Annotated in this window: 11 protein-coding genes; 6 read left to right on the top strand and 5 right to left on the bottom strand. The window is 62.0% G+C overall.

Features of this window, described 5'->3' with window-relative positions; genetic code table 11:
• The first annotated feature begins 244 nt into the window (after nt 1-244).
• Genes BM321_RS27750 through BM321_RS27740 form a run of 3 tightly spaced genes read left to right on the top strand, consistent with a single transcriptional unit; the run spans nt 245 to nt 4,334 of the window.
• Nucleotides 245-1,606, top strand: a complete 1,362-nt coding sequence (locus BM321_RS27750; protein ID WP_092446138.1) for a cytochrome C — start codon at nt 245-247, stop codon at nt 1,604-1,606.
• On the top strand, nt 1,603-2,115 hold the full coding sequence (locus BM321_RS27745; protein ID WP_092446136.1) for a sorbitol dehydrogenase: 513 nt from the start codon (nt 1,603-1,605) through the stop codon (nt 2,113-2,115). The genes BM321_RS27750 and BM321_RS27745 overlap by 4 nt, the downstream gene beginning before the upstream one ends.
• Nucleotides 2,112-4,334, top strand: coding sequence for a GMC oxidoreductase (locus BM321_RS27740; protein WP_092446134.1), 2,223 nt, complete (start codon nt 2,112-2,114; stop codon nt 4,332-4,334). Before BM321_RS27745 ends, BM321_RS27740 begins: the two co-directional genes overlap by 4 nt.
• A 130-nt stretch (nt 4,335-4,464) precedes the next feature.
• Here the strand turns inward: BM321_RS27740 and BM321_RS27735 are convergent, their stop codons facing one another.
• Nucleotides 4,465-4,989: an Mpo1 family 2-hydroxy fatty acid dioxygenase gene (locus BM321_RS27735; protein WP_092446132.1), complete on the bottom strand. Its 525-nt coding sequence runs from the start codon at nt 4,987-4,989 to the stop codon at nt 4,465-4,467.
• Nucleotides 4,990-5,076: 87 nt separating this feature from the next.
• On the opposite strand from BM321_RS27735, the gene BM321_RS27730 reads away from it, so the two are divergent.
• Complete coding sequence (locus BM321_RS27730) at nt 5,077-5,763, top strand: Crp/Fnr family transcriptional regulator (RefSeq protein WP_092446130.1); 687 nt, start codon at nt 5,077-5,079, stop codon at nt 5,761-5,763.
• Nucleotides 5,764-5,961: 198 nt separating this feature from the next.
• Here the strand turns inward: BM321_RS27730 and BM321_RS27725 are convergent, their stop codons facing one another.
• Complete coding sequence (locus BM321_RS27725) at nt 5,962-6,966, bottom strand: AraC family transcriptional regulator (protein ID WP_092204960.1); 1,005 nt, start codon at nt 6,964-6,966, stop codon at nt 5,962-5,964.
• Between the two features lie 100 nt (nt 6,967-7,066).
• On the opposite strand from BM321_RS27725, the gene BM321_RS27720 reads away from it, so the two are divergent.
• Nucleotides 7,067-8,140, top strand: a complete 1,074-nt coding sequence (locus BM321_RS27720; RefSeq protein WP_092446128.1) for a fatty acid desaturase — start codon at nt 7,067-7,069, stop codon at nt 8,138-8,140.
• A gap of 197 nt (nt 8,141-8,337) precedes the next feature.
• Here BM321_RS27720 and BM321_RS27715 read toward each other — a convergent pair whose 3' ends face one another.
• The 3 genes from BM321_RS27715 to BM321_RS27705 form a co-directional block, all read right to left on the bottom strand.
• Nucleotides 8,338-10,842, bottom strand: a complete 2,505-nt coding sequence (locus tag BM321_RS27715; RefSeq protein ID WP_092446126.1) for a TonB-dependent siderophore receptor — start codon at nt 10,840-10,842, stop codon at nt 8,338-8,340.
• An 85-nt stretch (nt 10,843-10,927) separates the two neighbouring features.
• On the bottom strand, nt 10,928-11,929 hold the full coding sequence (locus BM321_RS27710) for a FecR domain-containing protein (RefSeq protein WP_092446124.1): 1,002 nt from the start codon (nt 11,927-11,929) through the stop codon (nt 10,928-10,930).
• Nucleotides 11,919-12,419 (bottom strand): sigma-70 family RNA polymerase sigma factor, encoded by a 501-nt coding sequence (locus tag BM321_RS27705; RefSeq protein WP_092176834.1) that lies wholly within the window; start codon nt 12,417-12,419, stop codon nt 11,919-11,921. The genes BM321_RS27710 and BM321_RS27705 overlap by 11 nt, the downstream gene beginning before the upstream one ends.
• 252 nt (nt 12,420-12,671) lie before the next feature.
• Here BM321_RS27705 and BM321_RS27700 point away from each other — a divergent pair, with 252 nt between their 5' ends.
• A complete protein-coding gene (locus tag BM321_RS27700; protein ID WP_092446121.1) occupies nt 12,672-14,552 on the top strand; it encodes a methyl-accepting chemotaxis protein in 1,881 nt (626 codons plus the stop codon).
• Nucleotides 14,553-14,878: the final 326 nt, after the last annotated feature.

Below are 14,878 nucleotides of genomic sequence, written 5' to 3'. Positions count from 1 at the left end.
CAGTGAACACACTATTTGTGTACCTATGGAGATCCATTGTGGGAGCGAGCTTGCTCGCGATGGCGTCCTCACTGCCCCCGATCAGAATCTGAATAACTCTACCCAGCCTTGCTTCGATTGGTTCTACTTCAAAGCCTTTGCCCATCTCAAACCCTACCTAGACTCTGACTTGCCAGGAGGCGAGAGAGAGTCCAACGACGGACCGGTGTTATCTCCTGGCGCCCTGATGCCAAGGAGATGAAGTATGAGAATGGAAGTCAGTCGGCACGGCCCGCTGGGCTGTGCATTGCTAAGTGCCTTGCTGGTCCCGGCCGCCAGCGCCGCCCCTTCGTTGTCCCCCCAGATACCCTTCGATGTCACGGTGACCAAACCGGTTTCACTGCCCAGCCTGCAAGCCGATTTCGATGACCTGTCATGGCAGACCTTCATCGCCCTGAACTGGCCGGCGCTGGATAACGGTGATCCGAATACCGGCACGCCCATTGGCAAGCAAGATGGCGCCACGGTGTGGGAAAGCTGGAAGGAGAGTTACCAGATCTTCCGGGCCCAGGGCCAGACGCCGCTGCCCTGGAACGCATCGGCGACTCTCCCTGAAGCGTGCAAGTCGCTCAAGCCGGGTCGCTTGCTGCAGCAGATGGGCAAGGTTCCCGATGTGCTGGATGAGTTTATCCAACCCTTCGAGAGCGGCCCGTTGGTGGATCAGAACGGTACCTACACGCGCAACGAAATCGTGGTCAATCAATCGATGTTCAACGGGATCGTCGACAACGGTCTGTACAGCATTGAAGGTCAGCAGAAATTCTTCGCCGCCAACCCGAACAATACCGTGGCGTTCAGCTGTGGTTCCACCCAGACCAAACAGGTCGGCGCGGTGATGGTGAAGGCATCGTGGAAAGTGCTGGGCCCCAACGACAACCGCCAGGATTTCCATACCGTCGATGCACTGGTCTACACCCCGGGTAACAACGACCCGAGCCATGGGCCGATCGTCGCGGAGTCATGCGTGTCCGAGCCGGTCGGGTTGGTGGGGTTGCATATGGTCCATAAGACCGCCAGTGCGGCGCAATGGGTCTGGTCAACCTTCGAGCATGTGAAAAACGTGCCGGAAAAAACCACGCCTGTGGCCCAGCGCACGGGGCCTTATCTGTTCTACAACGCGGCCAGCAAAAGCGACATCAACCAGCCGCCGCCACGGCCGTGGAACCCGGCAGTCAAGGCGACACCCTCGCAGATCGTGCGGGAAGTGCCGTTGACCGAAGCCACCAAAACCCTCAATACCACCTATCAAACGCTGTTGCGTACGGTGAACCCGCGGAGTGTCTGGGCGAACTATCAACTGATCAGTACCCAGTGGCCGTCAGACCCGCCCAAGAACTGCCAGGTATCGGCCGCCAACCCACTGGGCAGCCCGGCCCCGTTGTTCCTGGCCAATGCCACGCTGGAAACCTACATCCAGGGCACCGTGCCCCAGGCGTCGTCCAGTTGCATGGCGTGTCACGGCAATGCCGCCACCCATGTCACCGAATCCCCGCGTACCAGTTTCGCGGACTTCACCTATTTGCTCGAACGCGCACAGTCCACCGGCGCGACAAGGAGTCAGCCATGAGCAGTGATCTGGAGAATTTCATTGGCCTTTCATCGGCCCTGACCGGCATTCCCACTGATCGGCTTGCGCCGGCGATCGACCAGGTGGGACTGCCGACGATCTTTCTTGAGTTCATCACGCCGCGAATCACGCCGGAGGTACTCAATGCGTTGCTAACCCAGTTCGCCGCGCAGGCGGCTGAAAAGTCTCATCCCGATCTGATTGCCCACAAAGTGTTGGTGGACATCGGAGTGCAGCCGGTCCTCCCGAAAACCGTGCTGGCCGCGCGTGCAATCATGAAGCTGTGGTTGCTGGGGGTCTGGTACCAACCCTATGACGCGGGGAGTTTCAAGGAGAAAGTCCAGACGGTGGTCTCCGACCAGGCCTACATCCAGAGCTGGGCCTGGAAAATTGCCCAGGCCCACCCCATGGGCTACAGCGAGATGTTTTTCGGCTATTGGAACACGACGCCACCGAGCCTCGAGGATTACACCGGGGTGCCCGCTCACTCACAAGGAGCCTCGTCATGAGTACCGAACAAGCAGAGGTGATCGTCGTTGGCGCAGGACTGGCCGGCAGCATCATCGCCTATCAGTTGGGCATGGCTGGCGTGGATGTGTTGGTCCTCGAATCGGGGCCGGAGATCCCGGTCAACCGTGCGCAATACCTGGAGCGCTTCTACACTGCCACCCTGAAAACTCCGGAATCGCCCTACCCTCCGCTATCGACCTTGGACACACGGCGATATCCGACCAAAGAAAATGCCCCTCGGGCTACCATCGCCGACTTGATCAAGGGCTGGAACGATCACGACGTCAGCTATCTGGTGCAGAAAGGTCCGCTGCCGTTCAACAGCACCTATGAACGGGTGGGCGGCGGGACGACCTGGCACTGGGTCGGGACCTGCCTGCGCATGGTGCCGAACGATTTCCGCCTGAGGAGCAAGTACGGCGTCGGGGTGGATTGGCCGATCGGCTACGACGACCTGCAGAGCGCCTATTGCCGGGCGGAGGCGGAAATCGGGGTGTCGGCCAATGTCGCCGACCAGGCCTACCTGGGCATGACCTTTCCCGAGGGCTATTCATTCCCGATGCACGGCATTCCGTTGTCGCTGGTCGATGGCAGTTTTGTCGCGGCCGTGACCGGCAAGAGCTTCGACGGGTTGCCGCTGGTGGTCAGCCCGACGCCGGCCGGCCGCAACTCCCAACCCTACGCCGGGCGCCGGGTGTGTGCCGGCAATACCAACTGCACGCCGATCTGCCCGATCCAGGCCAAGTACGACGCCACTGTGACCCTGAACAAAGCCCTGGCCACCGGCAAGGTCCGGGTCATGTACCGGACCGTGGCCAGCAAAGTGAACGTGGGTCCGGACAAGAACATCAATGGCATCGAATTCATTCAATATCAACTTGGCGAGGGGCCGAAGACGGGAACCGGCGTGGCTGTCGGACAACGTTATGTGGTCGCCGCCCATGCCATCGAAACCCCTAAATTGTTGCTCAACTCCAAGACGACTGACTGGCCCAACGGTGTGGCCAACAGCAGTGGGCAGGTGGGACGCAGCCTGTCCGACCATCCGATTTACCTGGCGTGGGGCCTGATGCCGGAAGGCAAGGCGGTGTTTCCGTATCGTGGCCCGGTGTCCACGGCGGGCATCGAGAGCTTGCGTGACGGCGATTTTCGCAGCCAGCGAGCGGCGTGGCGCATCGAGATCGGTAACGAGGGTTGGAACTGGCCGGTGGGCGACCCTTACGTCACCGTGGCCGATTTTATCGATGGGGATAACGTCAGCCGCACTAACCCATTGCTATCGGAACAGACACCGCCGCTGCCCAGTGAAGTGCTTTACGGCACGGCTCTGATTCAAAAACTCAATGACTTGTTCACCCGTCAGTTTCGGATCGGGTTCCTGGTGGAGCAGGTGGAGGACAATCCCGACCATTCCAATTGCTACATCGTGCCTTCGACGGATGGCTACACGGATGGGCTTGGCCTTCTGCGCCCGGAAATCCACTATGACCTCTCCGATTACACCAAGGAAGGTTTCAGGCGGGCGAAAGTGTTGGCGACGAAGATCATCACGGAGATGCTCGGTGCCGTGGAGCTGACGGTACCCATCGGCCAAGGCAAATTCACCTACAAAGGCGAGGAGTACAGCTTCCAGGGCGCCGGGCACCTGATGGGCACCTACCGCATGGGCGATGATCCGGCCAAGTCGGTGGTGGACAAGGACCAGCGCAGTTGGGACCACAAGAACCTGTTCCTGGTGGGCGATGGCGTGTTCCCCAGCACCGGCACTTCGAACCCGAGCCTGACGATCGCAGCGTTGTCGTTCCAGGCCGGGGACACTGTGGCCAACGACCTGAAGGCGGTGACGATGCAGGTCCAATCCAACATCGCCTGGCAGGGCACTGGCGTGCAGGTCAACGGGGTGGTACCGCGCCTGGTCCGCTACGTCAGTGGGCTATGGTGTGCCAGTCCGCAGGGCGGCAATGTCGATGGAAATGGCGGTTCGAGGCACATCGACTACAGCAGCTATGCCTTGCCCGGTGCCGCCGAAGGCGCCTTGATCGGTCGCGTGGGCAACGGTGGCAAGCCGTTCCTGGTGGGTGATCTGGCGCAGGTTCCGGGCAATCAGCAAGGGGAGCTGCAACTGTGCATCAACGATGACCTGACCGGGCAGCACGGGTCTGGCTTGAAAGATAACACCGGCGCGCTGACGATACGGGTCGAATTCGGAGCCCTGTAACGCTTGAGCGGCAAGGTCTGACTCTTGTGGGAGCGAGCTTGCTCGCGATAGCGGTGGATCAGTCGACACGGATGTGTCTGGCCGAGCGCAATCGCGAGCAAGCTCGCTCCCACAGAGGGCTATGGTTTTTTCACGCCGCCGAACGCTGGTTGCGCAACGCCACCGGCCCGACACGCTCTTCGATCGCCCGCTTCAGTTCGCCGCGAAGCCCCAGCAGGAAGCCTGCTTCCACCACCACGAACAACGGCCCGACGATCAGCCCGGTGAGGTCGTCGACGAACGCCGGCTTGCGGCCTTCGTAATAGTGGCCGACGAACTGGATCGCCCAGCCCACCACGAACATCCCCAGGCCACTGCCCAGCCATACCCAGGTGCCTTGCGCGGCGAGCACCTGGCCCAGCCATACCGCCAGGCCCAGCAGCACCGTCATCAGCACCCCCAGGCGCAACTCCAGGCGCAGGTAGAACCAGGCGCTGGCCACCGCCGCCAGCAGCGCTGGTGACACCAGCACCGTGCCCACTGGCCAGCCGGGGCGTGACAGCAGCACGGCGACGGCGACGAAAATCAGCGGGATCCCGATGAAATGACTGGCGATGTTGCGCGGGTCTCGGTGATAAGCAGCGTATTGACTGAGATGATCGACGAGGCTTTTCATTGTTGTTCCTCCTGAGGTGATGCCTGCATGATGCCCGGGTACCACGAGGCGTTCTGTCAGTTAGCCGACACTTGTCCCGGAGTTTCCATGAATTCTCATCCCTGGCACTCGCACCTGATGGCCGGCCACTGGTACAGCCATCTGCCTGATGAGTTACAGAATAGTCTGCTGGGCATGGCGCGGGTGCGCCGCCTGCCAGCGGGGCATCGGCTGTTCCAGCGCGGCGATCCACCCTGTGGGCTGTATGCCGTGCTAGAAGGCGCGGTGCGCGTCGGTGCGGTGAACGAACAGGGCAAGGAGGCGTTGCTGAGCGTGGTGGAGGCACCTCACTGGTTCGGTGAAATCTGCCTGTTCGATGGCCAGCCACGGACCCATGATGCGGTCGTGGTGGGTCAAGGTACGCTGCTGCACGTGCCCCAGGCGCCGTTGCTGGCCTTCCTGCAAGCGCAACCGATCTACTGGCGGCATCTGGCATTGTTGATGAGTCATAAACTGCGCCTGACCTTCATCAACCTCGAACACCTGAGCCTGATGCCCGCCCCGGCCCGCGTGGCCCACCGCCTGCTGATGATCGCCGAAGGCTACGGCGAAATCGAACCGCCGCGCCGGGTCTTGCAACTGCCCCAGGAGCAACTGGCGCTGATGCTCTCGCTGTCCCGCCAGACCACCAACCAGATCCTCAAGGACTTGCAGGCCCAGGGCATTCTCCACCTGGGTTATGGCGAGATCGAAATCGTCGACATCGAGCGGTTGCGGGCGCTGACCACCATCTGAACCGACCTGCCCCCTGTGGCAGCGAGCTTGCTCGCGAAGGCGACAGGTCAGTCGACATCAATATTGACTGATACACCGCCATCGCGAGCAAGCTCGCTCCCACAGGGGGGTTGTGTTGCCGCAGATATCGCGGTCACACCGTTCCCAATGTGGGAGCGAGCTTGCTCGCGATAGGACCAGCCCAGCCAACGCAAATCCCTAGCGCAACCCATCCCGAAACTGCCCCGGCGTCATCCCGGTCCAGCGCTTGAAGGCGCGGCTGAAGCTGCTGGTATCGGCGAAGCCCAGCAGGTAGCTGACTTCGCTCAGCGAGCATTGGGGATCGCGCAGGTGCAGCAGCGCAAGGTTTTCCCGGCATTCGTTGAGCAGTGCGTCGAAGCGGCAGCCTTCGTCGGCCAGATGCCGTTGCAGGCTGCGCAGGCTCAGGTGCATGGCCTGGGCGATGCGTTCGGCGCTGGGCTCGCCTTCGGGCAGTTGGGCCTCGATGGCCGCGCGCACCTTGCGTTCCCAGGTCAGCGGCTTGAGCTGGGCGAGGGTGCGTTCGAGCACCGTTTCATTGTGCTCGGCCAGTTCCGGGTTGGCGTCGTCCAGGTGGCTGTCGAAGTCGCTGAGGTTGAACTCCAGGCAATCCTGGGCGGCGCCGAAATGCACCGGCGAGCGAAACACTTTATGCCATGGGCTGGGGTCCGCCGGTTCCGGGCGGCGCAGGTACACCGCCAGTGGCGCGTAATCACGGCCGAGGCGGTTGCGACAGGTGCGCACGTAAATCGCCGCGAACGCATCGATGGCTTCAAAGGCCGGTGACGGGCTGCCCTGGGGCACATCGAGATTGAAGCGGTAGCGGTCTTCGCCGCGGCTCAGTTGCAGGGTCAGTGCATCGCTGACCACCGGGTGATAGCGCACGATCCGCTCGAACACTTCCCGCAGGCTGCCGCTGGCCACCAGGGCATAACCCAGTGCGTGAAACGTGGTGGGGCTGACGAAGCGCGACACCCGCAGGCCGATGGCCGGGTCGCCGCTGGCCTGCACGGCCAATGCCCACAGGCGCGTGGTGGCCGAGAGCGGATAACGGGCGTTCGGGTCGTCCATCCATTGCGGGTCGAGCCCCGCCTCGACGCACAGGGCATGGCTGTCCAGGCCCAATGCATCGAGCTGCTTGCGCAGGGCGCGGGTCCAACTGGCGAGGGAGGTCGGTTCCGTCATGACGATTGGCGCTTGCGGTCAACAGGTTGGCGTTTACGGCTACCACCCCATGGGACAACGCCCGGCAGGATGAGCACATCTCTGATAGAGGATGTAAGCCATGCACGGCACTTGCGCAAGCCCCGAGCGATTGAATGCACAACAACGAGCGGCCCATATTCGCCAGGTGGTCCTGGCCCGGGGCGAGGAGTTGCGCCAGCGTTATCCGATCCTGCGCCACCAGGATGCGTTGGGCGCGGGCATCCTGGCCCTGGCCCTGGCTGGGATGATCGGTTCGGCGCTGCTCTACATCAACGGTTACCTGGCCGGGTGGGCGTGCCTGTTGCTCAACGGGTTTTTCGCGTCCCTGACCCACGAGCTGGAACATGACCTGATCCACAGCATGTATTTCCGCAAGCAGCGCCTGCCCCACAACCTGATGATGGGGCTGGTGTGGCTGGCGCGGCCGAGCACGATCAATCCGTGGATCCGCCGCCATCTGCACCTCAACCATCACAAGGTGTCCGGCAGCGAGGCCGATATGGAAGAGCGCGCCATCACCAACGGCGAACCCTGGGGGCTGGCGCGGTTGCTGATGGTGGGCGACAACGTGATGTCGGCCTTCATCCGCCTGCTGCGGGCCAAGAGCTGGGTGCACAAGCGCAGCATCCTCAAGCGTACGCTGAAGGTTTACTTCCCGCTGGCGTTGCTGCACTGGGGCGCCTGGTATGTGTTCCTCGGTTTCCACGGGGCCAACGGTGTCGCCAGTCTGCTGGGGACTTCAATCGATTGGTCGGCCACCACGCTGGCGACGATGCAGGTGATCGACATCGCGGCGGTGGTGATCATCGGGCCGAACGTGTTGCGCACCTTTTGCCTGCATTTCGTCAGTTCGAACATGCACTACTACGGCGACATCGAGCCGGGCAACGTCATCCAGCAAACCCAGGTGCTCAATCCCTGGTGGTTGTGGCCGTTGCAGGCGTTCTGCTTCAACTTCGGCAGCAGCCACGGCATTCATCATTTCGTGGTGAAGGAACCGTTCTACATTCGCCAACTGACGGTGCCGGTGGCGCACAAGGTGATGCGGGAGATGGGCGTGCGGTTCAATGACTTCGGCACGTTCGGGCGGGCGAATCGGTTTGTGCGCCAGGAAGCTGTGGTGCGGGAGGAAGGGGATACGGTTCGGGTTTGAAGCTAACCCGTCCAAAGAGCAGAAGCAGAATCTGTGGCGAGGGAAAGTGGTGGGCCGGCTAGCGCGGATCGATCGTTCCCACGCTCCCGCGTGGGAACGCCGCCAGGGACGCTCCGCGTTCCGCTTCTGCAAGGTGACGCAGAGCGTCACGGGATGCATTCCCACGCGGAGCGTGGGAACGATCAAGCCTGTGGCGCTTAGAACTGGTAACTCACCGTCGCCGCCACATTGCGCTCTTCGCCCAGGTAGCAATAGCTCAGGCTCGCGCACGAGGCGACGTAGCTTTCGTTCGTCAGGTTGTTCGCGTTCAGGCGCACGTCCACGCCCTTCAAGCCGACCTTGCCCAGGTCATACCCCACCGAGGCATCGAACAAGGTGTAGGACGGCACCTTCATGGTGTTCTCCGCATCGGCCCAGCTATAGCCGACGTAGCGCACGCCGCCGCCCAGGCGCAGGCCATCGAGGGTGCCGCTGTCGAACGTGTAGTCCGCCCAGGCCGAGGCCATGTGGCGCGGCGCCTGGGTCGGTGAGTTACCCTTGTTTTCGATGATGTCGGTGGGCGTGCTGAGGGTGCTGACCATCGATTTCGAGTATTCGATGTCGGTGAAGGTGTAGCTGCCCAGCACTTTGAATTGTTCGGTCAACTGCAGGTGCGCTTCCAGCTCCAGGCCCTGGGAGCGCACGGCACCGATGGCGCGGTAGAAGTTGTCCTGGGGCAGTTTGGTCGCCAGGTTTTCCTGGTCGATGCGGAACAGCGAGGCCGTGTACAGGTCATCGGTGCCCGGCGGCTGGTACTTCAACCCCAGTTCCCACTGCGTGCCATCGGTCGGCGGCAGCGGGTTGCCGGCGCTGTCGGCATAGGAGTTCGGGTTGAACGACTCGGAGTAGCTGATGTACGGCGCCAGGCCGTTGTCGAACAGGTACAGCGCCCCGGCACGGCCAGTGAGCTTGGTGCGTTTGTCGTTGATCTCGGTGCCTTCCGGACGACCGAACTCAGCGATGCGGTTCTCATCCGAGGTTTGCACCCAGTCCTGGCGCAGGCCGAGGGAGAAGCGCCACTTGTCCATTTCGATCAGGTCTTGCAGGTAGACGCCGGTCTGCTCCAGGCGCCGCAGGTAGCTGGTGGGGCTGAAGTAGGTGATGGCCGAGTTGCCGTAGACCGGGTCGAAGGCGTTGATCGGTGCGAGGCTGCCGCTGGTCCAGTCGACCACGGTTTTGCGGCGCTGGTAGTCGACGCCCATCAGTACGGTGTGCTGGGTGGCGCCGGTGAAGAATTCGGCTTGCAGCATGTTGTCGACGATGAACGAATGGAGCTTTTCTTCGGCGCCGGTGTAGTAGCGGTTCAGCTCGTTGCTGGTGGGCGTGGTCCATTCGTAGGCATAGACCTGATCGTTCTTGACCTCGGAGTCCAGGTAACGGAAGTTCTGCCGGGCGGTGAAGACATCGTTGAAACGGTGTTCGAACTGGTAGCCGAACGACTGCTGGTCACGCTCATAGCGGTCGATGCCGGGTTCGCCTTCAAAGAAGTGCTCGGAAATCCGTCGACCGTTGCGCTGATGCAAGGTGCCGTCGGCCGGCATGCCACCGTGGTAGCCGCCGTCGGGGTCATGCTGCAGGTAGGCTTGCAGGGTCAGCGAGGTGTCCTCGCTGAAGTCGATGTTCACCGTGGGGGCGAGGGCGAAGCGTTTTTCCTTGTTGTGGTCGAACTGGGTGTCGGAGCTGTCCGCCAGGCCGATCAGGCGATAGGTGAGGCGTTTTTCGTCATCCACCGGGCCGCTGAAGTCGAAGCCCATGCCGCGCTGGCCCTGGGTGCCGACCGTGGCCTGGACCTGGTGATAGGCCTCGTACAGCGGCTTCTTGCTGGTCAGCGCCACCAAGCCGCCCGGCGAACTGCGGCCGTAGAGCACCGAGGACGGGCCCTTGAGAATGTCGACCCGCTCGAGGAAGTACGGATCGACCTGCATGGAGCTGTAGGTGCCGCTGTCGCCCATGGACTTGAGGCCGTCGAGGTAGATGTTATCCACCGAGCCGTCGTTGAAGCCGCGCATCGCCACATAGTCGTAGCGGTGGGTCGCGCCGTAGGGATTGGTCAGCACGCCGGGGGTGTAGCGCATGGCTTGGGACACGGTTTGCGCGCCCTGGTCGTCCATTTGCTCGCGGGTGACCACCGACACGCTCTGGGAGGTTTCCCGCAGGGCGGTGCTGGTCTTGGTGGCGACCTGGCTGTGGGTGGCGTTGTAGCCTTCCATGCTGCCCAACGCATTACCCAGGGCGAAGCCCTTGATGTCGGTGGTCGGCAATTCCAATGTGCTGCCAGCGGTCTCGGTTTGCAGCACATAGCTGCTGCCATCCTGGCTGATGGCAACCAGTCCTGAGCCGCTGAGCAACTGCCTCAGGGCTTGGTCGGGCGAATACTCGCCCTTGAGCCCCGGGGACTGGACGCCGCCGGTTTGCGCCGGGGTGCTTGCCAGGGTGATCCCGGCCTGGCGGGCGAACTGGTTCAGCACATCGCTCAATGGGCCCGGGGCTATGTTGTAGCTCTGACGGCTGGCAGTCACGCCGTTTTGTGCGGCCAGCGCGAGCATCGGCACGACGCTGACCCCCAGTGCCGTGGAGAGCAGTGCGGCATGAATCGCCTGGCGCAACAGGCGCGGTTGCGAAGAAAAGCCGAAGGAGTTCTTGAGAGGTACGCGCTCAGTCATTGTAGGTTCCGTAGGAGTCGCTGAAGGCAGATAAGGGTTGCTTACTGTCCTAGCCGGACGCCGGTCTGAAACCCGCCAAAAAAAATCAAGCCAGGCGTTCCACCGTGATCCACCAACGGGTTCGATAGCGCAGCTGTACCGGAAGCGTGCGGGGCAGGACGGCCAGCAATTTGTCGGTGTCTTCCAAGCGAAACACCCCCGACAGGCGCAGGTCGGCGATCGACGCTGCGCAGTGCAGATAGCCCGAGCGGTAGCGTCCTACTTCATTGAGGAAGTCTTCCAGGCGCATGTTGCGCGTGACGATCAAGCCGTCGGCCCAGGCGCCTGCGTCCATGTCCAGCGGCGGTGCCAGGGACGCTGTCGATGCAGTGACCAGATAGCTTTGCCCGGCCTCGACCTGGATGGGCGGGCCATCGCTGCTGGGGTGCGAACGGATGACGACGTGTCCGCTGGTGACGCTCAAGCGCGTGCAGTCGCTGTCCTGGCGCACGACGAAGCGTCCTTCCAGCCCTTCGAACAGGCCATGTCTGCTTTTCACCAGCAACGGCCGTCCCGGGTCGCGGCCACAGGTGACCATGATTTCGCCGCGGGCCAGGGTAATCAGGCGCTGCCGGGCGCTGAAGTCCAGGTCGGCGGCGCTGTGGGTATTGAGCTCGAGCCGCGTGCCGTCTGGCAACTGGAAACCTCGGCGTTCACCGGTGGCGGTGGCGAAATCGGCATTCCACGCTTGCCAGCCCAGGTCCTTGCCCAGCCATGCCGCGCCGCTCACCACGGCAACGCCCGACAGCAACTTCAGGGCCTGACGACGACTGAGGCGCTGGGCACTGTTTTCCAGGGTGTCCAGGGCGATATGGGCACCGGGCACCGCCCGCAGGTTGGCGGTCAATTCGCTGTGCAGCGATTGCACCCGTTGCCAGGCCAGTTCGTGTTCAGGGTGGGCGGCGCGCCAGGTGTCGCACTCTTGGCGCAGGGTCGGGTGAGCGGTGTGATTGCGCAGGCGCAACAGCCAGTTGATCGCCTGCCTGACCACCTGTTGCGACGGGCCGTTGCGGCGGCTCTGCAAGTGATCCGCCGGCTCAGCTTTCATAGCGCAACACATAGCAGTGGTACAGCGCATCGGCGACGTAGCGCTCCACCGAGCGCAGCGAGATGCCCATCTGTTCGGCGATCTGCTTGTACGTCAGACCCTCGCACTGGGCCAACAGAAAGGCCCTGCGCACTTTCGGCTTGAGGCCTTCGAGCATCCTGGCAATGGCTTCGAGCAGTTCCAGGATCAAGGCCTGGGCTTCAGCACCAGGGGTTTGGGCTGGCGGCAGGTGAGCGATGGTTTCCAGGTAGGCGCGTTCGATTTCCGCTCGCCGCCAATGGTCGATCACCAGGCCTTGGGCGATGGTTCGCAAAAAGGCACGTGGCGTCCTGAGCTCCAGGCGTTCGCTACGCTGCAACAGGCGCACGAAGGTGTCCTGAGCCAGGTCCGCCGCGTCGGCGGCATTGCCCAACCGGGTGCGCAGCCACGTATTGAGCCAGCCGTGATGCCGGCTGTAGAGCGCCTGTACTGCAAACTCGGGAGATGACATGGACGCGACGGCCTGGATGTTACAAATGATAATAGGTCGCATTGTCATCATCGCCCGGCGAATTTGCAACCACCGTTCGCTCGCCTTGTCCTCCCGTCGTCTATTTCTTCGAATCCCTAATTATTTGTACAGGCTTGCCGACAGAGTGATATGCGTGCACCAAAGTGGAGCGAAGTGACAACCGCCCGCGTCGTTATATGGAACGTTGCAATCTGGAATGCACCCCCACTCCTTGCATAAGAAGCCCCATCGATGAATCTAAAGTTCAGCCACAAAATCCTTCTCGCCGCCTCTGGTGTGGTGGTTCTGGCTTTTGCCCTGTTCACGCTCTACAACGATTATTTGCAGCGCAACACCATTGGCAGCAGCCTTGAGTCGTCCATCGAGCAATCCGGCGATCTGACGGCCAGCAGCATCCAGAACTGGATGAGTGGCCGGATACTGGTATTGGAAAACCTGGCGCAAAACATCGCGCACCAGGGCCCGACTGCCGATTTGCCCGGGCTGGTTGACCAACCGGCGCTGACGTCGAACTTCCAGTTCACTTATGTGGGCCAGGCCAACGGTGTCTTCACCCAACGGCCTGACGCGAAAATGCCTGACGGCTACGACCCGCGTCAGCGCCCTTGGTACAAACAGGCGGTGACCGCCGATAAAACCATGCTGACCCCGCCTTATATGGCGGCGGTGGGCGGCCTGGTGGTGACCGTTGCCCTGCCGGTGAAGCACAACGGCGAACTGCTCGGCGTGGTGGGCGGCGACCTGAGCCTGGAAACCCTGGTGAAAATCATCAACTCCGTGGACTTCGGTGGTATCGGCCATGCGTTCCTGGTGAGCGGCGACGGTCAGGTGATCGTCAGCCCGGATAAAGACCAAGTGATGAAGAACCTCAAGGACATCTACCCCGGCACCCCTGTGCGCATTGGCAAGGGTATCCAGGAGGTCGAGTTGAATGGGAAGGACCGCATTCTTTCGTTCACCCAGGTGGCGGGCCTGCCGAATGCCGAGTGGTACATCGGCCTGTCGATCGACAAGGCCAAGGCTTACGCGCCGTTGAGCCAGTTCCGTACGTCGGCGTTGATCGCGATGTTCGTCGCGGTGGCGGCCATTGCGTTGCTGCTGAGCATGCTGATCCAGGTATTGATGCGCCCGTTGACCACCATGGGCCGCGCCATGCAGGACATCGCCCAGGGCGAAGGCGATCTGACCCGGCGCCTGGTGGTGCAGGGCACGGATGAGTTCGCGGTGCTGGGTGGTTCGTTCAACCAGTTCGTGGAGCGGATTCATGCGTCGATCTCGGAAGTGTCTTCCGCTACCCGCCAGGTGCATGACCTGTCGCAACGAGTGATGACCTCGTCCAACGCTTCGCTCGTCGGCTCGGATGAGCAGAGTGCCCGCACCAACAGCGTGGCCGCGGCCATCAACCAGTTGGGCGCCGCGACCCAGGAAATCGCCCGTAATGCCGCCGATGCCTCGCAGCATGCCAGCGGTGCCAGCGAACAGGCCGATGACGGTCGCCAGGTGGTGGAAAAAACCATCCAGGCCATGACCGAGCTGTCGCAGAAGATCAGCCTCTCGTGCACCCAGATCGAAACCCTGAACGCCAGCACCGACAACATCGGGCACATCCTGGACGTGATTAAGGGCATCTCCCAGCAAACCAACCTGCTGGCCCTGAACGCTGCCATCGAAGCGGCCCGTGCCGGTGAAGCCGGCCGCGGTTTTGCGGTGGTGGCCGATGAAGTGCGTAACCTGGCGCACCGTACCCAGGAGTCGGCGGAAGAAATCCACAAGATGATCACCTCGCTGCAGGTCGGCTCCCGTGAAGCGGTCACCACGATGAACGCCAGCCAGACCTCCAGCGAAGAAAGCGTGGAAGTGGCCAACCAGGCTGGCTTGCGGTTGGTCAGCGTGACGCAGCGCATTGGTGAGATCGACGGCATGAACCAGTCGGTGGCCGCCGCGACCGAAGAACAGACCGCGGTGGTCGAAACCCTCAACATGGACGTCAGCCACATCAACCTGCTGAACCAGCAAAGCGTGGCCAACCTCAATGAAACCCTGAAGGATTGCGATGCCTTGTCCCAACAGGCCAATCGACTGAAGCAACTGGTGGACAGCTTCAAGATCTGACCCCAGTCGCAAGCCGAGCCACCGCCATCGCGAGCAAGCTCGCTTGTATGGTAGGACTTGAAGGGGGGAGGAGGGACAAAGCTCGATTCTGACTGTTAGCCGCAGTACAGACCGTGGGAGATTTCACCCCTCCTCCTTTCACCCAAGCGCCGATAAAGAATGCATCTGGCCTAGACCGACGATAGGAACAAGCCTGCGCCTCTGGGTGAACCCTTCAAGTGTTCAAACCTTAGCCCGGAGGATTTTCAATGGCAATGCCGGTTTCTGTCGCAAAGCCGATCGTGGGTGTTGATGTCGCCAAAGATGAGTTGGTGATTTATCACGCA

This window comes from Pseudomonas sp. NFIX10, from assembly GCF_900111955.1.
Lineage (GTDB): Bacteria > Pseudomonadota > Gammaproteobacteria > Pseudomonadales > Pseudomonadaceae > Aquipseudomonas > Aquipseudomonas fluorescens_AA.
The sequence above is the reverse complement of the archived record's forward strand: the minus strand, read 5'-3'. Positions and strand labels throughout refer to the sequence as shown.